Annotated in this window: 21 protein-coding genes; 2 read left to right on the forward strand and 19 right to left on the reverse strand. The window is 48.7% G+C overall.

Going from position 1 to position 21,849, the window contains the following annotated elements:
• Positions 1-28: 28 nt before the first annotated feature.
• From KTG14_RS00670 to KTG14_RS00680, 3 genes are read right to left on the reverse strand one after another with little or no spacing between them, the layout of a single operon-like run.
• On the reverse strand, positions 29-1,285 hold the full coding sequence (locus KTG14_RS00670; RefSeq protein WP_216968442.1) for a ribonuclease H-like domain-containing protein: 1,257 nt from the start codon (positions 1,283-1,285) through the stop codon (positions 29-31).
• A gap of 4 nt (positions 1,286-1,289) precedes the next feature.
• On the reverse strand, positions 1,290-3,560 hold the full coding sequence (locus KTG14_RS00675) for a DEAD/DEAH box helicase (RefSeq protein WP_216968444.1): 2,271 nt from the start codon (positions 3,558-3,560) through the stop codon (positions 1,290-1,292).
• The gene (locus KTG14_RS00680; RefSeq protein WP_216968446.1) at positions 3,557-3,925 is read right to left on the reverse strand and encodes a YppE family protein; all 369 of its coding nucleotides are present in this window, start codon (positions 3,923-3,925) and stop codon (positions 3,557-3,559) included. Before KTG14_RS00680 ends, KTG14_RS00675 begins: the two co-directional genes overlap by 4 nt.
• A gap of 190 nt (positions 3,926-4,115) precedes the next feature.
• Here KTG14_RS00680 and recU point away from each other — a divergent pair, with 190 nt between their 5' ends.
• Positions 4,116-4,718, forward strand: a complete 603-nt coding sequence (recU, locus tag KTG14_RS00685) for a Holliday junction resolvase RecU (RefSeq protein WP_216968448.1) — start codon at positions 4,116-4,118, stop codon at positions 4,716-4,718.
• 27 nt (positions 4,719-4,745) lie between these two features.
• The gene (locus tag KTG14_RS00690) at positions 4,746-7,463 is read left to right on the forward strand and encodes a penicillin-binding protein 1A (protein WP_216968451.1); all 2,718 of its coding nucleotides are present in this window, start codon (positions 4,746-4,748) and stop codon (positions 7,461-7,463) included.
• 97 nt (positions 7,464-7,560) lie between these two features.
• Here KTG14_RS00690 and KTG14_RS00695 read toward each other — a convergent pair whose 3' ends face one another.
• The 16 genes from KTG14_RS00695 to KTG14_RS00770 form a co-directional block, all read right to left on the reverse strand.
• Positions 7,561-7,893 (reverse strand): YpoC family protein, encoded by a 333-nt coding sequence (locus tag KTG14_RS00695; RefSeq protein WP_216968453.1) that lies wholly within the window; start codon positions 7,891-7,893, stop codon positions 7,561-7,563.
• Positions 7,868-8,548 carry an endonuclease III gene (gene nth / locus KTG14_RS00700; RefSeq protein WP_216968454.1) on the reverse strand — a complete coding sequence of 227 codons (681 nt, stop codon included), beginning with the start codon at positions 8,546-8,548 and terminating at the stop codon, positions 7,868-7,870. The genes KTG14_RS00695 and nth overlap by 26 nt, the downstream gene beginning before the upstream one ends.
• An 11-nt stretch (positions 8,549-8,559) precedes the next feature.
• Positions 8,560-9,261 (reverse strand): DnaD domain-containing protein, encoded by a 702-nt coding sequence (locus tag KTG14_RS00705; protein WP_211654330.1) that lies wholly within the window; start codon positions 9,259-9,261, stop codon positions 8,560-8,562.
• A gap of 128 nt (positions 9,262-9,389) precedes the next feature.
• Positions 9,390-10,685, reverse strand: a complete 1,296-nt coding sequence (asnS, locus tag KTG14_RS00710; protein WP_216968456.1) for an asparagine--tRNA ligase — start codon at positions 10,683-10,685, stop codon at positions 9,390-9,392.
• A 29-nt stretch (positions 10,686-10,714) separates the two neighbouring features.
• Positions 10,715-11,905: a pyridoxal phosphate-dependent aminotransferase gene (locus KTG14_RS00715; protein WP_374939890.1), complete on the reverse strand. Its 1,191-nt coding sequence runs from the start codon at positions 11,903-11,905 to the stop codon at positions 10,715-10,717.
• Between the two features lie 14 nt (positions 11,906-11,919).
• A complete protein-coding gene (locus KTG14_RS00720) occupies positions 11,920-12,393 on the reverse strand; it encodes a cell wall elongation regulator TseB-like domain-containing protein (RefSeq protein ID WP_216968457.1) in 474 nt (157 codons plus the stop codon).
• Positions 12,394-12,401: 8 nt separating this feature from the next.
• Complete coding sequence (locus KTG14_RS00725) at positions 12,402-12,572, reverse strand: YpmA family protein (RefSeq protein ID WP_211654333.1); 171 nt, start codon at positions 12,570-12,572, stop codon at positions 12,402-12,404.
• Positions 12,573-12,615: 43 nt separating this feature from the next.
• On the reverse strand, positions 12,616-15,378 hold the full coding sequence (dinG, locus tag KTG14_RS00730; protein ID WP_216968459.1) for an ATP-dependent DNA helicase DinG: 2,763 nt from the start codon (positions 15,376-15,378) through the stop codon (positions 12,616-12,618).
• Positions 15,379-15,518: 140 nt separating this feature from the next.
• Positions 15,519-15,902 carry an aspartate 1-decarboxylase gene (panD, locus tag KTG14_RS00735; RefSeq protein ID WP_216968460.1) on the reverse strand — a complete coding sequence of 128 codons (384 nt, stop codon included), beginning with the start codon at positions 15,900-15,902 and terminating at the stop codon, positions 15,519-15,521.
• 3 nt (positions 15,903-15,905) lie between these two features.
• Positions 15,906-16,742: a pantoate--beta-alanine ligase gene (panC, locus tag KTG14_RS00740; protein WP_216968462.1), complete on the reverse strand. Its 837-nt coding sequence runs from the start codon at positions 16,740-16,742 to the stop codon at positions 15,906-15,908.
• Between the two features lie 221 nt (positions 16,743-16,963).
• Positions 16,964-17,944: a biotin--[acetyl-CoA-carboxylase] ligase gene (locus KTG14_RS00745; protein WP_216968464.1), complete on the reverse strand. Its 981-nt coding sequence runs from the start codon at positions 17,942-17,944 to the stop codon at positions 16,964-16,966.
• Positions 17,922-19,055, reverse strand: a complete 1,134-nt coding sequence (locus KTG14_RS00750; RefSeq protein WP_216968466.1) for a CCA tRNA nucleotidyltransferase — start codon at positions 19,053-19,055, stop codon at positions 17,922-17,924. The genes KTG14_RS00745 and KTG14_RS00750 overlap by 23 nt, the downstream gene beginning before the upstream one ends.
• Positions 19,052-20,185 carry an N-acetyl-alpha-D-glucosaminyl L-malate synthase BshA gene (gene bshA / locus KTG14_RS00755; protein ID WP_216969087.1) on the reverse strand — a complete coding sequence of 378 codons (1,134 nt, stop codon included), beginning with the start codon at positions 20,183-20,185 and terminating at the stop codon, positions 19,052-19,054. The genes KTG14_RS00750 and bshA overlap by 4 nt, the downstream gene beginning before the upstream one ends.
• Positions 20,186-20,206: 21 nt before the next feature.
• Positions 20,207-20,611, reverse strand: coding sequence for a methylglyoxal synthase (gene mgsA, locus KTG14_RS00760; RefSeq protein ID WP_216968468.1), 405 nt, complete (start codon positions 20,609-20,611; stop codon positions 20,207-20,209).
• Positions 20,612-20,629: 18 nt separating this feature from the next.
• The gene (gene dapB, locus KTG14_RS00765; RefSeq protein ID WP_216968470.1) at positions 20,630-21,430 is read right to left on the reverse strand and encodes a 4-hydroxy-tetrahydrodipicolinate reductase; all 801 of its coding nucleotides are present in this window, start codon (positions 21,428-21,430) and stop codon (positions 20,630-20,632) included.
• Positions 21,430-21,771 carry a nucleotide pyrophosphohydrolase gene (locus tag KTG14_RS00770; RefSeq protein ID WP_216968472.1) on the reverse strand — a complete coding sequence of 114 codons (342 nt, stop codon included), beginning with the start codon at positions 21,769-21,771 and terminating at the stop codon, positions 21,430-21,432. The genes dapB and KTG14_RS00770 overlap by 1 nt, the downstream gene beginning before the upstream one ends.
• Positions 21,772-21,849 lie beyond the last annotated feature (78 nt).

Consider the following 21,849-nt stretch of genomic DNA (forward strand, 5'->3'; position numbering starts at 1 on the left):
CTTACGGTTAGTATAGCATAAGCGATATTTATCGTGTTCTGTGAACCGTAGATTCGGCGGCTTTTTTTCGCTTTTTCTCCTCGAGCCGCAATTCACGCTTGACCAAGTCGTCTACTATCGACTTCCTGACTTTCGTATGGCTGGCTGCTTCTTTTGCAAAGCCGGTCATGACGAGTGCCTGCGTTGGATCTTTGAATTGATGTTCGTGAAGTTTCGCCAAATGCACCCATGCCTCCACTTCTACCGGGCCGCGCAGATGGGGCGCTGCTTCTTTAAACAATTGAAGCGCTTCCGCAAATTCGCCTTTGCGCTTTTTTTGCACTGCCAGCAAAAAGCGGGCAAGCGCCCCGGCATCTCCGCGCTCAAGTGTGACATGTTCGAGGTAAGCGGCGCTTTGGTCGAATTGCTTCAAGTCCGCATACCATTTGCCAATATTCGTATAAGCGCCGCTCGATTCACTCGAGAGATCCTCCATCAACAAATCAGATGAACGGATATAAAGCGATACGAGCGATAGGATATCCAATTCATTATGGTACAGCACTTTCGCCAAACCTTCCGGAAATCCGCTTTTAACTGCATCGAGATAAATTGCGGGGATTAAATACCCCGGCACGTCCCCACTGCGGGCAAAGCCGAGCTTTTCTTCTTCGATGACGCTGAGCTTGAGCCGCTGCAATTCGTTTTTCCAGATCCGTTTCGTGCCGTGGAATAAATCAATCTGCTGCGGGTCCGGCAGTTTCGGCAAGGCCCCGCGGTGCATCGTCCAGCGCGAATGGAGCTGCGGCCAGTCGAAGCTTTTGCCATTATAGGAGAAAATGACCGAGTCCTGTGCCTGCCACAAATTCGATTCATAGAGAAAAGCCGCTTCTTGCGAAGGATCCGGCATGATCCATTGAGTCATTTCAAAACGGCCTGGTTTTCGTTCCAATACGCCGAGCAGGAAAATATATGCCCCCGTCCCGCCGAGCCCTGTCGTTTCTGTATCAAAAAACAACAAAGGGGCTTCTTCTGAGAGTTTGAATGGGTGTTCGTAATCAGTACTCTGCCATGCATCAAGCACACGGTCGAGTTCGCCCAGCACGACATTGCCGTGGCGGTAATCAAGTGGATACTCGATTTTTTTCTCAAACACAAAACCGAATTTATTTTCCTTTAAGGTCAAGCCAATTTCTTTCCATTGCATTTCATGAGACGGCCGTGCAGGAGTCGTTTGCGCTTTTCGGGTTGCCGGTTTTTTATTCAGCATGCCTTTCATTTGCATCAGCTTATTTTCAAAAGACATACGCTCACCCCTCTTTCTCCAATTCCACGAGCAATTCGATGACGCGCCCTTTCATATCCATCGCCGCATCCTGAGCGCCGATGCACGACGGGCACCCGTCGAAGCATGGGCATTCCGTGACGTGCTGGCGCGCTTTTTCAAGCAGCGGCTGCCATAACTCATAGATGCGCTCGCTGATGCCGATGCCCCCTGGATAAGAATCGTGAATGAAAAATGAGGGCTGGTCGTTGTGTGGTGATTTCACTTGCGGTACGACGTGGACATCGCGCCGGTCGCATTGTACGAATATCGGGATAAAACTTTCGATTGCATAAGCCGCGCCAGTCATCATATCCGATAAATCCGAATCGCTGAATTCGGCGGGCTTATCAAAACTGAGCCAAGTCGAAGACGTATGCAATTCTTCGGCTGGCAATGATATCGGCCCTGAGCCGATATTATCATGCGTATCAAAACGGATTTTCTTGAAGATTGTCGGCATAGCTAGCACTGCCACATCTCCGTAAAATACATTGGACTGGTGGAGCTTGCGGTGTTTGTCTTCGCTGATCACTTTCAGTTCGATCGCCAAGTTCGCGTCGGTGAAATAATCGACGTCCACCTCGCGCACATAGGCTTTTTTCTCTTCCCAATCCAAAATTTCCACTTGGAACTGCGTGCCTTGATGAAGGTAGATCGCTTCTTCGTGCAACAGCGTCATGGCACTGAAACGGTCCATCTCACCGATGACTTTCGTATCGGCTGGTACCGATTGGTCGACGATGACGACATTTTCCTGCGTGGCCGAGCGCAAGGAAATATCGTGAGCCGGAAAACGGTCGCTCATCCAATGCCAACGGTCTGACGTGCGGACGAGAACCCCTTCTTCCTGAAGATATTCAAGCAAGGACTGGACATCGAATTCCCCGTACATATCATCTGTCGAAAACGGCAGTTCAAACGACGCACATTTCAGGTGATCCATCAGGATGATGATATTCTCCGGATGGATGCGCGCTTCTTCCGGGGATTGGTCAAGAAGATATTCCGGATGGTTGATAATGTATTGGTCGAGTGCTGTCGACTGGGCGACATAGACGACGAGCGATTCGTCTTGGCGCCTGCCCGCACGACCCGCCTGCTGCCAGGCGCTCGCGATATTGCCGGGATAGCCGGTCATAATGCACGCCTGCAATTGGCCTATATCAACGCCGAGTTCCAGTGCATTGGTCGATACGACGCATTGAATCGAACCATCGCGCAAGCCTTTTTCGATGGCGCGCCGCTCGGACGGCAAATAGCCGCCCCGATAGCCTTTAATCGATTCGTCCTGCAACTTATATTTAGTAATTTCGTTTAAATAAGTTACCAGCATTTCCACGCGTACGCGGCTTTTGGCAAAAACGATTGTCTGGACGCCTTGCTTGACAAGATAGGTCGCCAGATCACGCACTTCGAGCACCGCACTGCGCCGGACGCCGAATGTCGGATGGACGATCGGCGGATTATAGAACAAAATATGCTTTTTGCCCGCCGGCGCGCCGTTTTCGTCAATCAATTCATGATCGCTATTGGTCAGGCTTTCAGCCAGCTGCTTCGGATTGGCGATAGTCGCTGACGTACAGATAAAGACCGGATTGCTGCCGTAAAAGTTGCAGATGCGCTTCAAGCGGCGGATGACATGCGCCACATGGGTGCCAAATACCCCTTTATAGGTATGCAGTTCATCGATCACTATATAATGAAGGTTCTCAAAAAGAGACACCCATTTTGTATGGTGCGGCAAAATTCCTGAGTGGAGCATGTCGGGATTGGTCATGACGATTTGCCCGGCTTTCCTTACTTTCGTCCGGATCGACGGGGACGTGTCGCCGTCATAGGTATAGGACAAGATCGACTGCTCGGTCTTTTCAATCAAATCGTGCAAATCACTTTTTTGGTCTTGCGCCAAAGCTTTTGTCGGAAACAAGTACAATGCCCGCGCATTCGGGTCATTCAATATTTTATGCAGCACCGGCAAATGATAGCAATACGATTTACCGGATGCAGTCGGCGTTACGGCCGTAAACGAATTGCCCGCTTGCGCCAAGTCGAACGCCTGCCTTTGATGGGTATACAATTGTTCGATGCCTTTTTTGCGTAAAGCTTGTTTCAGGCTATCGTGCATCGCTTCCGGGAAATCGGCATAGCTTGCCGGTTTCTCAGGCTTCGTATGCCAATGGTAAATGCGCTCCATCATCTCCGGCTCCACTTTCCACTCTTTAAGGATTTCCGGTATTGTCTTTTTGATTCTCATTGTTTCTCATCGCCCTTTTCATCTATCGCTGTAAGCAAGGTCTGTATCGTGTACTGAGCCGCTTGGATCGTCTGGACAAAACGTTTTTTGCTCGTATCTTTATAGAAACTTTGGACGAATACTTGTCCCATGCCTTCTGCCGCATTGTCGATTTGCAGCTTATGGACGTATTTCGGCCGTTCGTTCCGTATAAACATTAGTGAAGCCTCTTTCCATTCATCTATGGCAGCATGCCATTCATCGGCATACGGTTTTACATCTTGAAAAAAATCAGGATCTGCGTCCAGTTCACGCATTTTCTTAAAACGTGAAAGACACATATCGCATTCTTCGTATAGATTGGTTGATAATTGCTTGAGGTCCATTTTCTTCCCCCTCCATAGCCCTTAGTTTATCACAATCCGGCAAGCCATATATAGTTTGCCGAACAGGCATTCTTTTCAGTTGGAGATGGCCGCGAAATCCGCTATTATTAGGAATAAAGTTCGGAAACCTTTCATCATATTCGTCGTCTATGTGCGTGTGATATGATAAAGTAAGCGAGGTGTATCACAAATGGCAATCAATTATCCAAACGGCAAGAAGTTTTCTCCACCGAAGGATCAGCCGGTGCAGAAAAAGAAGAAAGATGTTTCCTTCAGCAATCGCGGAAAAACGCTAGAGGATGAACTGAACGAAACAAATATTTTTTATTTACAGCGCGGGCTTGCCGTCATCCATAAAAAGCCCGTGCCGGTTCAAATCGTGCGTGTCGAATATCCGTCACGAAGCGCTGCGGTCATTCGGGAAGCATATTTCCAAGCCCCGTCGACGACTGATTACAACGGCATTTGGCAAGGCCGCTACGTCGATTTCGAAGCGAAAGAAACCGAAATCCGCACCTCTTTTCCGCTGAAGAACATCCACGAACACCAAGTGCATCATATGGCAGACATCATCCGCCACGGGGGCCTAGCCTTTTTGATCATCCGATTCTCTTCACTCGACCGCTATTTCGTCTTGCCATTCGAAATATTGGAAACCTATTGGAAGCGAATGGCCGCCGGCGGCAGAAAATCGATGACTTTAGCAGAAGTGGAAGAAGCCTCGGTTGAAGTAAAACCTGGCGCTTTTCCGAGAATTGATTATTTATCCGTGCTCCATCAGCTATTGAAATAGCATATACATGAAAGTGAGGAAGCGCTTGTGAGTGATAAGAAAATATCGCGTGAAGAACGCAGAAAATCAATTGAACGGCAACGGAAAAACTCGAATAAACAAAAGAAACCCGGTGCAAAGACATGGATCAAGAGAGGATTCCTGGCCATCGCCGCATTAGCGGTCGCTAGCTTTCTGTTCGGGGTTGTCTTGTTCGCTGTTTATGCGTCCAGTGCGCCTGAGCTCGACGAAGAACTGCTCCGAGATCCGATCAGCCCGGTATTCCTGGCAAATGACGGCGAAACCGAAATCCCATATTTCACCGCTCAAAACCGTGAATACGTAGAATATGACGACATCCCACAAGTGATGGAAGACGCGATTCTCGCAACTGAAGACAACCGTTTCTATGACCACTCCGGAATTGATTTCATCCGTCTTGGCGGTGCAGTCATCGCTAACGTCACCGGCGGCTTCGGTTCTCAGGGAGCCAGTACCATCACCCAGCAAGTTATCAAGAACTCTTTCCTGTCCAACGAAAAAACATTAAAACGTAAAGCACAGGAAGCTTACTTGGCTTTCAAGCTTGAACAGGAATATTCCAAAGAAGAAATTTTTGAGATGTATTTCAACAAGATCCTGATGTCAGGCAATACTTACGGCTTTGGTACTGCTGCAGAGCAGTTCTTTGGAAAACCGGCAGCTGAACTGGAACTTCACGAAGCCGCCCTTCTTGCCGGCATGCCGCAAAGCCCGAACCGTTACAATCCATTCAAGAATCCGCAAGCTGCTGAAGAGCGCCGCGATGTCGTCTTGAATTTGATGGAACAGCACGGGAAAATCGATGCAGCACAAAAAGAAGAAGCGTGGAACACACCAGTTGAATCGACTCTCCTGCCGGAAGATCAGCGCACTACCCCGGAAGAAAGTACGGAATATACGGCATTCATGGAAATGGTCGTCGATGAGCTTGAAGCGCTAGAAGGCGATTATTCGCTCGATGAAGGCTTGACGATTTACACGACGCTAGAACCGTATGTACAAGAACGCGTCAATGAGACGATGGCTTCAGACCTTTTCTTCGATGACGAAGTCGAGTCTGCCATGACAGTCGTCGATACGCAAACTGGCGGTATCAGCGCAGTGGGGGCAGCCCGTGAGTACGAAGGCGATGTGCGCAGAAACTTTGCGACGGCCAGAGACCGCGTCATCGGCTCAACAATCAAGCCACTTGTCAGTTATGGACCTGCCATCGAGTATTTGGATTGGTCGACTGGACAGACATTGGTCGATGAAGAATATTCCTATAGCAGCGGCCAGGAAATCCGTAATATTGACGGTGAATTCCTTGGGCCAATGACAGCGCGTGAAGCCTTGTATCGCTCACGCAATATTCCTGCAGTTAAAGCGTTAGCTGAAGTAGGATCTGATAACGCAAAAGACTTTGTACAAAAAGTTGGATTGGATTTGGAAAATGTATATGAATCCACAGCACTCGGTGCAGACAATATTTCCACTGTCGAACTGGCCGGCGCTTTTGCGGCTTTCGGCAACAACGGTGTCTTCACTGAACCGCACACTATCAAGAAAATCGTCTTCCGCGACGGTTCGACAGAAGCAGTCGTCTCGCCTGAACCAGTGACGGCGATGAAAGACAGCACTGCTTATATGGTGACAGATATACTGCGTGACGTCGTTGATACAAGCATCTCAGGAGCCACCGGTAAAGAAGCCGCCATCAGCGGACTCGATATGGCCGGTAAAACCGGTACATCTAACTATTCTGAAGAAAAACTTCAAGAATATAATTTAGATGCAAGCTCCGCACGGGATGTTTGGTTTGCCGGATACACAACTGACTATTCCATCTCAGTTTGGAGCGGCTATCCTAATGTTGAAACACCGATCGACACCGCTTCAAACGAACGCTTGCTTGCACAGCGTTTGTACAAGCAAGTGATGAGCCAGATCTCATCACCGGAAACGGCAAGTTTCCAACAACCGGATTCAGTGACACAGGAAGTTATTGAAGTCGGCACTGAGCCACTTCGCCTGGCTAGCCCTTTTACACCGTGGAGCATGCGCAGTGAAGAATTATTTGCAAGGGGGACGCAGCCCAGTACAATATCAGAGCGATTTGTGGCAGACCCTGACCGACCTTCTGGATTAAGAGCAGATGTCAGCAGCTCAACAGCTAACTTAAGCTGGAGCCACGGTTCGGATGATGTATCATTCGAAGTGTCCGTTAACGGTGAAGTGCTGACAACGACAAATAACACCAGCTATTCCTATAATGGGTTAGAAGAAGGCGTCACTTATACATTCCGCATCGTCGCTACTCAAAATGGCAGACGCAGTGACCCTGCTTCCACGACCATCGAAATTACGCCTCCCCCTGAAGAGGAGCCTGAGGAAGAGCCAGAAGAAGAACCAGCTGAAGAAGAGCCGGTGGAAGAAGAACCGGCTGAAGAAGAGCCTGCTGAAGAAGAGCCAGCCGAAGAACAGCCTGCTGAAGAAGAACCGGCCGAAGAAGAGCCTGCCGAAGAAGAGCCTGCTGAAGAAGAACCGGCTGAGGAAGAACTTGAAGAAGATTCGGTTCAGACTCCAGACGAGCCCATAGACACTCCTGAACAACCGGAAGAGCCTGAGGAAGGCGATGAAGCAGAATCAGGAGGCAATGCCACATCCAATGGCAATGACGGCAATGGGAATGGAAACGATAACGGCAACAACTCAAACCGCAACGAAGACGATGAAGAGGAGTAGTAATCTTCCGTTTCAATTTTAAAAAGCCTGCCCTAAATTTAGGGCAGGCTTTTTTTTTTGCGCAAAAACCCCTGGCAACAGCCAGGGGTTCGGTGACTTATTCGGCTGGGTAGCCGACCTTTATACGTGCTATTTTTTTCTTGAGCTCCCCAAACAATTGCTCCAATTGCCTTGAAGCTGCATGTGTGCTCCTTGAGTTTTTTACAAACTCAAGCCGCTCACTTTCATTCAACGGGGACGGTGCGGAACTTCCAAACAAACCAATCAAGGTTTCTTGCAATTCTTCGTAAACTTCACAGCCTCGGACAATAAGTTGGTAGCAGTCACTTGCCTCTTGTCCAATGCAAAATTTCAGCTCGACAGATAAAACGACCCAGTCATTATAAAACGGTGAGATCGCCTGATCAATTGACTTCCGTGACAGCGTCATGTTTCACAAGCCCTTTTTTATCGCGTTTTTTTCCTTCACGGCAACGGTCGAATAACGGACACACATGACAGCCGGGATTTTGCGCTTTGCAGTGATAGCGGCCGAAGAAAATGATTTGATGATGGGTTTTTGACCAATCCTCTGCAGGGGTTTTTTTCATGATGGTCTCTTCGACTTGCAAGGGAGAATCTTTCCAGCGGCATAAGCCGAGCCGTTTTGAGACGCGTTCGACATGGGTATCGACAGCCAGCGCCGGCTTATTGAATGCGACCGAAACAACCACATTGGCGGTCTTTCTCCCGACACCTGGCAAGCTCATCAATAAATCGCGATCTTCCGGCACACGCCCGCCGTACTGATCGATCAGTATGCGGCTAAGCGCTTGGATGTTCTTCGCTTTATTGCGGAACAAGCCAATCGACCGGATGTCCTGTTGCAATTCTTCTAAAGGAACCGAAAGATAATCTTCCGGTGTATGGTATTTTTCGAAAAGATCCGCCGTCACTTTATTGACGAGCTTGTCGGTGCATTGTGCAGACAATAATACCGCAATGACCAAGTCGAACGGGTTGCGGTGGATCAATTCACAATGGGCATCCGGAAACATATGGTCCATTTCCTCCAGGCAAGCGAGCCATTCCTTTTTCGTCATCATCCTATCACCTGCTAATTCCGCTCTTCCAGCCAATTATAGAATTGCACTTTTTTCGCGGTGCTTTCCTGCGGCTGGATGCGGATGTTTTTTTCCCGGAACGAATTCGCATGCCGCGATACTTGGCTCGACGTCCGGATATTCTTTTTCTTCCATTCGAATAAAATGCGATCGACGTAGCGCAAGCTGATTTTCTGCGCGATGACAGCTTCCTTCAAAGCCATGCGGATGACTTCCGGCGTATGGCCGTCCTGGTCCATCCACATGGAAATTGTTTCAATCTCCATCGGCGATAGAAAACGCCCGAACTCTTGTTCAAATAGTTGGAAGATCTCGCCTTCCTGTTCTTTTTGCGTATGCTCTTTTTCGGTTTGCGCTTGAACTTCCAGGCAATCTACGAGCTTGTCCCATAAAGGCTGGAGCGAAATCGTCTCTGTCAACATGCCATCTGCCGTTTCCTGGCGTATCGACAAATAGCCTTGCTGCATCAATTTCTGCAGCATTGTCGTCACGCTGTTCTGGCTGGCGGACATCCGGGAGGCGATTTCATCCGGTGTCGGAAACACGTTTCCTGCCTGTTGGAAGGAATGAATCTGCAATAGCATGATTGCTTCCTCGTCACTGATCTTCAAGCGTCGGTAAAACTGAAAAAAAAGCTGGGAAATGGTCACATTTCCCTGCTCAATCCATTGCTGCAATCGGTCAGACTGTTTCATATCCCAACCACCTTTCTGTATGCAAATTTCTAGCTGTCTAAATCTATTAGGATATTTCATCTACTGCGGCAGAAAACCTGTTGAAGGGATCTCTGCCGGGTAGCTTCTTATTGTATTGCTTAACTTTTTTAAGGGTAGAGACGGTTCAACAAACGCGGGAATGGAATCGATTCGCGGACATGTTCCGCCCCGCTGATCCAAGCAACAGTGCGCTCAAGTCCAAGGCCGAATCCTGAATGCGGGACTGCCCCGTATTTACTGAGGTCCAAATACCATTCATAAGCGGCTTCATCCAGGTTGTGCTCTTGGATGCGTTGTTTCATCAACTCGTAATCGTGGATCCGTTCAGACCCGCCGATGATTTCCCCGTAGCCTTCCGGCGCGATCATGTCAGCACATAGAACAACGTCGTCACGCTCTGGATGCGGCTGCATATAGAACGGTTTGATGCCGATCGGGTAATGTGTGATGAAGATCGGCATATCGTAGCTTTCAGCCAAAGCGGTCTCATGAGGCGCCCCAAAATCTTCGCCCCATTGAATATCGTCAAAGCCGTTGTCGTTCAACCATTTAATTGCTTCGTCATATGTGACACGCGGGAACGGTGCTTGGATTTTCTCCAACTTCGATGTATCGCGGCCTAGGCGCTCGAGTTCTAGCTTACAATTCTTCAAGACCGATTGCACGATATGTGCCACGTATTGCTCTTGGACTTCCAAGCTCTCAGCATGTTCCACAAAGGCCATCTCCGGCTCGATCATCCAGAATTCAATTAAGTGGCGGCGGGTTTTCGATTTTTCGGCACGGAAAGTCGGGCCGAATGAGAACACTTTACCTAATGCCATCGCAGCCGCTTCCATATAAAGCTGGCCGGATTGTGATAGATACGCATCTTCATCGAAGTATTTCGTCGCAAATAATTCCGATGTGCCTTCCGGCGAAGATCCCGTCAGAATCGGCGGGTCCACTTTGACGAATCCGTTGTCATTGAAGAATTCGTAAGTGGCACGGATGATTTCGTTGCGGATTTTCATGATGGCGTGCTGTTTTCTTGAACGCAGCCATAGGTGGCGGTTGTCCATCAGGAATTCAGTGCCGTGCTCTTTTGGGGTGATCGGGAAATCTTTTGCTTCCTGGATCACTTCGATCTCTGAAATGGCTAGCTCGTAGCCGAACGCAGAGCGTTCATCTTCTTTCACTTCACCAGTCACATACAATGAAGTTTCTTGCGTCAATGCTTTTGCTTTGGCAAAGATTTCTTCGCCTACTTCCGCTTTAACGACGACGCCTTGCACGAAGCCGGATCCATCACGCAATTGAAGAAAGGCGATTTTTCCGCTGGAGCGTTTATTGGCGACCCATGCGCCGAGCTTAATGGTTTGTCCGTTATATTTTGCCATTTCGGCGATAGTGATTTTTTTCATCTATTCAATAGCCTCCAAATGTATAGTGCTTATTCTTTCCAATTCTTGTGGACGAATTGGCTGATGCGTTCTACTGCCTCTTCCAGTAGCTCGAGTGATGTGGCATAGGATAAACGGATCGTCGAATGCGCGCCAAAGCCAGATCCTGGAATTACTGCCACGTTTGCTTCTTCGAGCAATGCTTTTGCAAAATCATCTACTGAAGAAAAGCCGGTTTTCGCTGCAGCTTCTGAAACGTCCGGCAGCAAATAGAATGCCCCTTGAGGACGCAAAACGGTGAATCCTGGAATTTCTTCCACTTTAGGGAAAATAGCTTCCAGGCGGCTTTCAAATGCCTGGCGCATTTCTTCCACTGCATCTTGAGGCCCGTTATAGGCTTCGATTGCAGCATATTGTGATGTAGTCGTCGGGTTCGAAGTCGAATGGCTCGCAAGGTCAGTCATTGCTTTGATCAATTCTTTATCGCCGGCTGCATAGCCAATGCGCCAACCGGTCATTGAATGCGATTTTGACACGCCATTAATGATGACTGTGCGGTTTTTAGCATCTTCTGACAGCTCTGCTACGGAAATATGGGTAGCATCCCCGTAAATCAATTTTTCGTAAATTTCATCTGAAACGATGAGAATATCCGCTTCGCGGCATACTTCAGCAAGTGCTTCAAGCTCTTCTTTCGAGTACAGCATGCCTGTTGGATTGCTTGGCGAGTTGATGATAACGGCTTTTGTGCGGTCTGTAATCGCTTCGCGCAATTGTTGGGGAGTGATTTTATACGATTGCCCGGCTGTTGCTTCTATGTAAACCGGCACGCCTCCAGCCAATTTCACCTGTTCCGGATAGCTGACCCAATAAGGGATCGGGATAATGACTTCATCGCCTTCATTCAACAATACTTGGAATAGCGTATAAAGTACATGTTTTGCCCCGACGCCGACCAGGATTTCATTTTTTTCGTAGCTTAGTCCCTGGTCGCGCTGCAATTTGTCCTGGATCGCTTGCTTTAGCGCCGGCAACCCGCCAGCAGGCGTATATTTCGTCTTGCCTTCTTCCATGGAGCGCTCGGCTGCATCGAGAATGTTTTGAGGCGTGTTGTAATCCGGCTCTCCTGCACCGAGCCCGATGACGTCGACGCCTTGTGCTTTTAGTTCATTCGCTTTTGCCGTAATCGCCAATGTTGTAGATGGCGTCAAGGTTTGTACGCGGTTTGCTAATTTCAACAAATTGATCAACCCTTTCACAAATTCAATATACGTTTCCACCAAGTGCCGTCTTCTGCTAAGAGATAGACGTAGTTCAAGCGCCCAGCTTCGTTCAAAAAGGCGATTTCCCATACAGCTCCGGCCTCTTCCATGCCGAGCTTCGTATGGAGGATTTTTTCGACTTCCATATCTTCTTGAACGATTTCACGCGCTTGTTGGGCGGTCAGTTGGTCTTCAAGCATCAATGCTTGTATGTCCCCTTCTTCAGGAACGAAGGCGGCTTTTATCTGTCCTTCATCGTCCGTTCCGAGAACCGTCACGGATTGGGTCGAGCTGGAATAGACGTATGCCCGCTCCACTTCGTCGAGCAGCCCTTCTGCCTCCACTTTTTCAACGGCCGCTTGTTCCGCTTCCGAAAACGGTTTATTGCCGAGGAATAAAATGACCAGCACAATGGCTACAGCCAGAAAAGACAGAAAAACGACGATGAATTTCATCCATTCTTTCATATGATCACCTAGGTTTTATAAATTGTGAAAACCGCTTTTGACTGGTCGTCTTTATCGAGCGCCAGGCCAAACATCAAATCGCGGTCTTTCAATGTCCGGTTCAATGCATCGACCACTTTGTACAGGTCGGATTGATAATCGACTTGCACCGTATTTAATACTTCGATCTTGGATTCCATTGTTCGGCACTTCCTTTCGATTGGGGGAACCGTTCTTCCCTCTTTATCCTTGCTTATTATACCAATGTTCAATATCGGTTACCATCTTTTCCAAAGACACTTTGGCGACCGGTACGTCGGGCAGGGCATGCAGGAATTCCTCGCCGTATGATTTCGTTTCAATGCGGCGGTCCAGCACGATAAACAATCCTTTATCCTTTTTAGAGCGGATCAGACGGCCAAACCCTTGGCGCAAACGCAACACCGCTTCCGGCAGCGCATAATGCATGAACGGATTGATGCCTTCTTTGGAGATAATCCGTGATTTCGCTTTGAATATAGGCTCTTCAGGTGATGTGAAGGGCAACCTCACGACAACAACAGCGCGCAGCGCATCGCCCGGCACATCGACGCCTTCCCAGAAACTATTCGTCCCGAACAACACCGATTTCTGGAATCGCTGGAACGACTTCAATAATTTCATGCGGCTGCCTGAAGACATGCCTTGCGCAAACAGCATATAATCATCGAGCAACTGGGAATCCTGGATCAAATCGACTGTTTTCCTGAGCATGTCCTGTGAAGTGAACAACACGAAACAGCGCCCTTCGGTGACGAGCACCGTCTGGGTGACTGCATCCGCTACGGATTCGATGTATTCCTGCTGAGATACTTGCTGGATATCCGGCATGTCCTCGACGATATAGACTTTTGCACCGCTGTAGAATTGATCGGCAGGTTCGAACTTTTCGATTGGCACATGAGTTGGTATGCCTAGCTGATTAACGATAAAACGTTCGTTCGACGGGACACTCATCGTGCCCGACAGCCAAATGACCGCTTTCTCGCCTCTTGCCTGGCCGATGATTTTATCGACAAGTGACGCCACTTCATATGGCCGCTTGTACAGCGACAAGCTTGTGGGCATACTGCGCAAATCACCTTCAACCCACGAAACTTCATCTTCCTTAGGGAACAGGAAAATTTCACTGAACTCCACCGACTTCAGCATCAATTCTTCTGTCCAATAACGGAAATCCGCGAGCACGAGCCGTTCATTCATCGTCAGTTCCGTAAAGCGTTCTGCTTTTTGCAGAATGGCCTGGGCGATGTCGATCCAACTGTTCAAGAATCTCAGGAAATTCATGAAACTTTCCCGTTCAAAATCCAATTCATCCAATAAAGATGCACATTTCCTTGTGCGGCTATTATGGAATTTGTTCTGGAAGGCCTGTGCAAGATAAAGGGTCACATCATCGAATAAACTGGTGTATTTCAAATACAAAGATTCCATTTGCAATAGGTCAGGCACTCTGGCAAAGTTGTGTGACTCAGCAACGCGGTAGAATTTCGCAAACAGCTGGTTTTCATCAAAGCTCCCCAATTGGCCGAACACATAGCGCCATTGCGTATAAACGAAGGTTTTCTCTTTATGGGCAACTGCCGCCTGCACGACTTGATGCGCTTCATCCCATATATAGGCCTCCACGTTTTTCAATATTTCCCGCTTTTGGTTATGGGAATTCAATAAGAATGCATGGTTGGTCACAATGACATGAGCATTTTCAGCTTCTGTCAGTGCATGTTCGTAGAAATCAATGGGTTTTTCAAACTTCGTCAATTTCCTTAAATGCGAACGGCGCACTTTGTCGACCAGCAACTGCCCACCGCTCGACACGTTCAATTCGTTTAAATCGCCAGTCTTGGTCGAAGTCAGCCAAACCATGATCTGCATGATTGTAAATGTTTCATCGTAGGACTCATCTTCCCCGTGGAGCAACTCGAAAAATCGGCCCAAGTCGATATAATGCGACAGCCCTTTAATGAGCGCCACATGGATTTTTGCGCCAAGAAATTCTTCTGCAAGCTTGACTTCCTTAGAGACGAGTTGGTCCTGCAGGTGGGTCGTATATGTACTGATGACCACTTGCTTGCTCGATTCTTTGGCATAGGCGGCTGCCGGCAAGAGGTAGCCGAGCGTCTTCCCCATGCCGGTCGATGCTTCAATCACCAATTCACTTCGCTCATGGATGGCCCGCTCCACCGCTTGCATCATCGCGACTTGGCTCGGCCGCTGTTCGTACTCTGGTTTAATCGTCTCGAGTCCATCTCGCCAAGAGGACTGCTGCGGTGAATCATCCACTACGCGCGTACGCTCTGCTTTCGGGACAATCGGGATGCCACGGAAACGGCCAAATCTATCGGCTTGCCCATTGCGTTTTTGCTGTGTAATTTCAAACAGCAAACGCGACAAGTCCGATTTCAATTGGAAAGACCGCTTATGCAAAAGGACCAGCGTATCGTACGGAAGTTCAGACAGCTCCTGTTTTGCTTGCAGGAATAATTTAGCCGTTGCCAAGGCGTCATCATCGGCACGGTGCGCATTCGTTAAGGTAATGCCTTGTTCGGATGCAATGTCCTGTAATTTATAACTGAAGGCAGTCGGGTAGACCAGACGTGAAAGTTCCACTGTATCCATGGCCAGTCCCTGCCATTTCGGCATACCTGCACGGCTTAGTTCCGCTTGCAAAAACGGCAAGTCAAAATGGATATTGTGGGCAATGAAAATGGCGCCTTCTAATTGGCTGTAGATTTCCTCGGCGTAGGCTTCAAAAGGCTCTGCGCCTTCCACGTCCCGCTCTGTAATATTGGTCAAATCCTGTATAAACGCCGGAATTTTCCGCTGCGGATTGATGAATTTCGTATATGTATCAACGATTTCTCCTTGTTCGATCGCCACCATCGCCAATTGGATGATCCGGTCACCTTTTGCAGGGGAATGGCCCGTTGTTTCGATATCGACAACGACATATTTTTGGGAATTCATGATAACCCCTCTTTCTCAGGTGATTCTCTCAGGAAAAATTGTAACATATTCGCCCGTTGTTCGCCGGCAGGAACACGGCAAAATAAGAAACACTCCAAAAGGGAAAGTCTTTCCCTTTTGGAGTGTTCACGAATCGTTCCTTACATGACTGTTGCTTCTGGTTCATAATGGATGATTTCCCTAATGGAATTGTCCGCATCCATGATTGCCACAGTCGGTTTATGGCTGCGCGCATCTTTGTCCATAACATAGCCATAAGACAAGATGATGACGATGTCTCCTCGCTGGACGAGACGCGCTGCTGCCCCGTTGACGCAGATAACACCGCTTCCGCGTTCCCCTGCGATGATATAAGTCTCGAAGCGGGCGCCGTTATTATTATTGACGATATGGACTTTCTCATTCGGCAGCATGCCGACTGCATCCAATAGATCCTGGTCAATCGTGATGCTGCCGACATAATTCAAATCGGCTTCAGTTACCGTCGCACGGTGGATTTTGGAATTGAGCATCATTCTAAGCATAGGTCAGTTCTCCTTTAAATTGAAAATAATATTGTCGATAAGTCGGGCTTTTTGGAATTGGACGGCGAGCGCGAGGATCGCTTGCCCGTTCGGCGCTTCCGTCAAGTCCGGATAAGACAGCAGCTCGATGTAATCGATTGTACCGGAAGTTTCCGACTGGATGAACCGGGTCATCTCCGGAATTGGGTCTTTGCCGTTGCAAGCAATCGTCACTCCCCGTTGCAAGGCTTGATAAAGTTTTGGCGCTTCTGCGCGTTCTGTTTCGCTCAGATAGACATTGCGTGAACTTTTGGCAAGCCCGTCCGGTTCACGGACTGTTGCGATGCGGCGGATGTCCAACGGGAAATCGAAATCCCGCACAAGCGACTCAATGATCGCCAGTTGCTGTGCATCTTTCTGGCCAAAATAGGCCATATCGGGTTGAACGAGATGGAATAATTTCGTCACTACTTTCAGCACGCCATCAAAATGTCCCGGTCGGCTTTTTCCGCACAAGACATCTGCAAGTGTTCCCGCTCCCATCGTGATTTGCGATTCACGCGGATACATTTCTTCTACTGACGGGGCAAAAATCACGTCGACACCCGCTTTTTCAGCGAGCGTGCTGTCGCGGTCGAAATCGCGTGGATAGCGGTCAAAATCTTCATTCGGGCCGAATTGTGCAGGGTTGACGAAAATGCTCATAACCACCAAGTCGTTCTCCGATTTTGCGGACTCGACAAGCGCCAGATGCCCTTCGTGCAAGAAGCCCATCGTCGGCACCAACCCGATTGACTGCCCGCTTTCTTTTGTGCTCAGAACCCAATTTCTTAAAGCCTTCACTGTGTTTACGACTTGCATGTTTCCCTCTCCTTTTGAGGAGAAAACCATATAAAAAGCCTTCTGTCAGAAGACAGAAGGACAGAAAATTCCAATTCGGTTTCCTCCGTCCCTGTCACGTAATGATCAAGGCAGAATCATATTCATTTATTGCTTGCTGTTACGTGCCACGGTGCAGTTCGCTATCGGATACTGCCCGTCATTTTCACTATAGCAGAATTTCTGGAAAATGCCTATATCCTTTACTTCAGCTCGATATCCGCTGAATAAATGCCATGAAGCTTACCGTCAGCAGTACGCAGCTGCAAGACCCCATCTTCTGTAATGCCTTCGGCTACACCTTCTAAGGTTTCACGCGACATGCGGGCGCGAACGGCTTTGCCGATTGTCGCGGAATGCCCTTCCCACAATATTTTTAACGGGGCAAATCCTTTTTCAATATACAGCTCTGTATAGACTTCAAGAAAGCGCAGGATTTCCTGCACTAATTTGCTGCGGTTTACCGGCTGGCCGGACTCGAGGCGTAAGGAAGTCGCGATGTCCTGGACGTCAGCATCGAAATCTTCCCGTTCTTGATTGACGTTGACACCGATGCCGATGATCAAAGCTTGGATCCCGTCAGCGTCCGACTGCAGCTCTGTCAAGATGCCTGTCGCTTTTTTCGTGCCAAATAAGATATCATTCGGCCATTTGATCGATGCTTCTAGACCAGTCACTGTTTGAATCGCCCGGACGATCGCTACCGCAGCGACCAATGTGAACTGGGGCGCTTTATGGGGCGGGACGTCCGGACGCAAGATAACGCTCATCCAGATGCCTTGGCCTTTCGCCGAATCCCATTTTCTCATCAAACGGCCTCTGCCTTCAGTCTGAAGCTCCGCAATGACCACCGTTCCATCCGGCGCACCTTCTTGTGCCAGTTGGTGCGCAATGATTTGAGTCGAGGTACATTGTTCCAGATACTCGATCCGCTTGCCGATTTTTTCTGTCTTGAGCCCGGCTTGGACAAGAAAAGCTTCCAGGCTGTCTGGGCTGTTTTGGATACGGTAGCCTTTTTTGCGCACCGATTCGATTTCATAGCCCATTTCCTCGAGTTCTTTCATATGTTTCCAAATCGCCGTTCTCGAAACCCCGAACTCGTCTGCCAATTGCTGGCCGGACACCGGTTCCGCCCCTGCTTCTAATAGCCGTGTCGCCAATTTATGTGTGACGGTGATATTCATCTTTAAACCAGTCCTTTATGCGTTCTTTATCATTGGCCAAGCGGCGTTCGACCACTGCTTTTTCGATATGCAAGGTCCACTCTTTCAGCCAAGGCCCCGCTTTTTTTCCCGTCCATTCCATCAAATCGCGCCCATTGGCCGCAAGTTCTGATTTCGAGTGGATCGGCAACGCCTGTTGACGCTCTCTCACCGCTTCTGTTTTATGTGACGCCGCCTGCGCAATCATCAATTGACGTTCTGTGAAGCTGTAATAAGCCCAATCGTCCCAAAGTGGCAGATGACTCGCTTCAAGTGCATATTGAAGGTCTTTTTTATCCTGGTTGGAGAAACGGTATTCCCGTATTGCACCGAAAGCCTCATTATTTTGATGCAATAGGTAAAACCAGCCAGACAATGGATCTTTGTCGGCTATGTAGCCAGACCAATCCAGCTCAAATAATCTGCCTGAGGGCAAAAACTCGTGCAGGCGGGTTTCGATCAAATAACGCATGCTGATGCGCGGGGCTGCAGAAACCATGACTTTGTCCAATTCCGCCTTGATGCGCTCCATCGCGACAGATTGTATCCTCCCAGCATGCTCAATGATGGCTTTTTTAGTCGCTGGATCGATGTGGAAATTCAGCTGGCCCGAAAATCGGATCGCCCGCAACATGCGCAGCGCATCTTCTGCGAAACGCTCTTCTGGAATACCGACCGCACGGATAATGCCTGCACTTAAATCATCTCTGCCGCCGAAAGGGTCGATAATGTCCATCTGTTCCGTCATCGCCATTGAATTGATGGTGAAATCACGGCGTTTTAAATCTTCATGCAATGAATTGACGAATTCCACTTTATCCGGCCTTCGATTATCCGAATAGCCGCTTTCTGTGCGGAATGTGGTGACTTCGGTTCCCTGTCCCTCGATGAGGATCATGACGGTCCCATGTTCGATCCCGGTGTCAATCGACCGTTCGAATAAGGCTTTCACTTGCTCAGGGGCTGCGGAAGTCGCTACGTCGATATCATGAGGCACGGTTCCGCGCAAATAGTCCCGTACAGCTCCTCCGACCATATAAGCTTCAAACCCCGCTTCTTTTAAGCGCTCGATGATGTGCTTGGCCTGTTTCATTGCTTATCGGCCTGTTTCAACAACCGCGCATAAAGCGTTTCGTATTCGGCAAGAATTTTCTCTGAACTGAAGCGTTTGGTCACGGTTTCTAAAGCCGCCCCCGACATTTTTTCATGGAGCATATCGTCGGTCAATATGCGGATTGCCGCATTTGCCGCAGCGTCGATATCGCCGAGTTCCACCAAAAAGCCGTTTTCACCCGGTTCGATGATTTCGGGGATGCCGCCGATTTGCGTACCGATTGCCGGAACGCCGCAAGCCATCGCCTCAAGCAAGACCAGGCCGAACGCTTCTTTTTCAGACATCAGCAGTTTTACATCGCTCATGCTGTAAAGTTCCGATAAATTGTCACGCTTGCCGAGGAACAAGACTTGCTGTTCGATATGGAGGTCTTTCACTTGCTGGTGGATGCGGCTCATTTCAGGGCCATCACCGACCAGCAATAATTTGGCGTCGATGTTTTTTTGTACTTTCGCAAAAGTGGAGACGACATCTTCCACGCGCTTAACCTTGCGGAAATTCGACACATGGATCAAGACTTTTTCGTGCGCTTCAATACCCAGCTCTTCTTTCAATTTGGCTGAATCGTGTTGATAATATTCGCGTTCGTCGACGAAGTTATGGACGGTCTCAATCTGTTTATCCGGCGCGATCATGTCATAGGTCTGCTGTTTCAATGAATCCGACACTGCTGTCACGATATCGGATTTCTCGATGCCATAGCGGATCGCGTCTTTCAACGAACTGTCCGTGCCGAGAACGGTAATATCGGTGCCGTGCAAAGTCGTGACGATGCCAATATCAGACCCTGCCATATCACGTCCCAATATCGCACAGACCGCATGTGGGATAGCATAATGCACATGCAAAAGGTCCAATTTCTCGTTTTTGATCACTTCTGCAATCTTGGTCGCCAAAGCGATGTCATACGGTGCATATTGAAACACTGAATAGCTGTTGACATCCACTTGGTGGCTGAATATATTGGCATAAAGCCGGTTCAGCCGAAACGGCGTACTCGAGGTGATGAAATGAATTTCATGGCCTTTTTCAGCCAGCATTTTCCCCAGTTCAGTCGCCACAACGCCAGATCCGCCGACTGTCGGGTAACATGTAATTCCGATTTTCATTTTTCGCAAAAATCTCTCCTCCTATTTCCGGCGGTCACTCAGGAGCCGCCAATCGACCAATCCATTTTCTAGGCCTTTCAGAAGGACTTCAGCTGTTCCCATATTCGTCGCAAGGGGTATTTGATAAACATCACATAGCCGGATCAATGCTGTGACGTCAGGCTCATGGGGCTGTGCAGTCAATGGATCGCGGAAAAAGAGGATCATGTCCATTTCATTTTGTGCGATCATTGCCCCGATTTGCTGATCGCCGCCAAGCGGCCCCGACTGGAAACGGTGAACAGGCAAGCCAGTCCCTTCTACTAACCGGGAACCGGTTGTGCCTGTAGCGAACAAATTATGTTTCGCTAAAATAGTCTTATAAGCAATGGCAAATTGTATCAAGTCATCTTTTTTTCGATCATGTGCAATCAATGCGATGTTCATCCAATCGCCTCCATTATTTTAGCTAATGATATGTTCCAGGCCATAAATTAATTCCTTGCGCTCCATCACTTCGCGAATCGACAAACTGACCCCTGACATAAAGGAACCGCGGTTGAACGAATCGTGGCGCAAGGTCAAAAGCTGTCCTTCGCCGCCAAGCAGTACTTGCTGATGTGCCACTAACCCGGGCAAACGAACACTGTGGATGCGCATGCCATCGTAGTCTGCACCGCGAGCGCCTTGCAAAGTTTCTTTTTCATCTACATGGCCTTGCTGATGTACCGGCCGCGTTTCACTCATCATATGCGCTGTCTTCATTGCAGTGCCTGACGGGGCATCAAGTTTTTGGTCATGATGCATCTCAATGATCTCAACGTCTGGCAAATATTTCGCTGCCTGTTCTGCAAATTTCATCATCAATACTGCCCCGACTGCAAAATTCGGCGCGATGATGCCGCCAAGCTCTGAGGTTTTGGCGAGTTCTGTCAATTCTTCTAATTCCTCATTGGAAAATCCTGTTGTCCCGACGACTGGGCGAATGCCGAGCTGCAGCGCTTTTTTGGTATGGCCATAAACGTGCTCAGGCGTCGTCAAGTCGACGAGGACATCAGGTGCATGCTCACCGTGAAGCGCTTTGAGATCAGTAAAGACCGGCACTTGAAAGCTCTCAGGAAACAAACCCGTTTCGGCTAATGTTGCGCCAATGTCTTTATAATCCAATGCTGCAACTAATTCCATATCGGCATTTTCCATTACAGTATGTACAGCTTCTTTGCCCATTTTGCCTCGGGCTCCGGCAATCGCTACTTTTATCGTCATCATTGTTCTTCCTTTCTCGTCCAGCGGTCTTTATCACGTATCCGGAATTTTTCCATGACCCCGTCGTGGGCTTCCTGTAAATCGATATTCATGGAGTTGGCCATGCAAATCAAAACGAAAAGCACATCGCCCATTTCCTCTTCGATCAGTTTCTCAGCTTCCGAATCTTTTTTCTTTTTCGGCCCGTACACATGATTGACTTCGCGCGCCAGTTCCCCGAGTTCCTCAGTCATCCGCGCAAGCATCTCCATCGGGGCAAAATATCCTTCTTTAAACTGCCCGATGTGGCGGTCCACCTCTTGCTGTAATTGCCTCATGCTTTTATCTGCGTTCACTATCATCACACTCCCATTCAATCGTAAAGAAAACGGGGGGTGTTGTCAAAAACGGCATCATGGCAGATAATACAGAAGTTAATG

The organism is Planococcus sp. CP5-4_YE (assembly GCF_019042655.1).
Lineage (GTDB): Bacteria > Bacillota > Bacilli > Bacillales_A > Planococcaceae > Planococcus.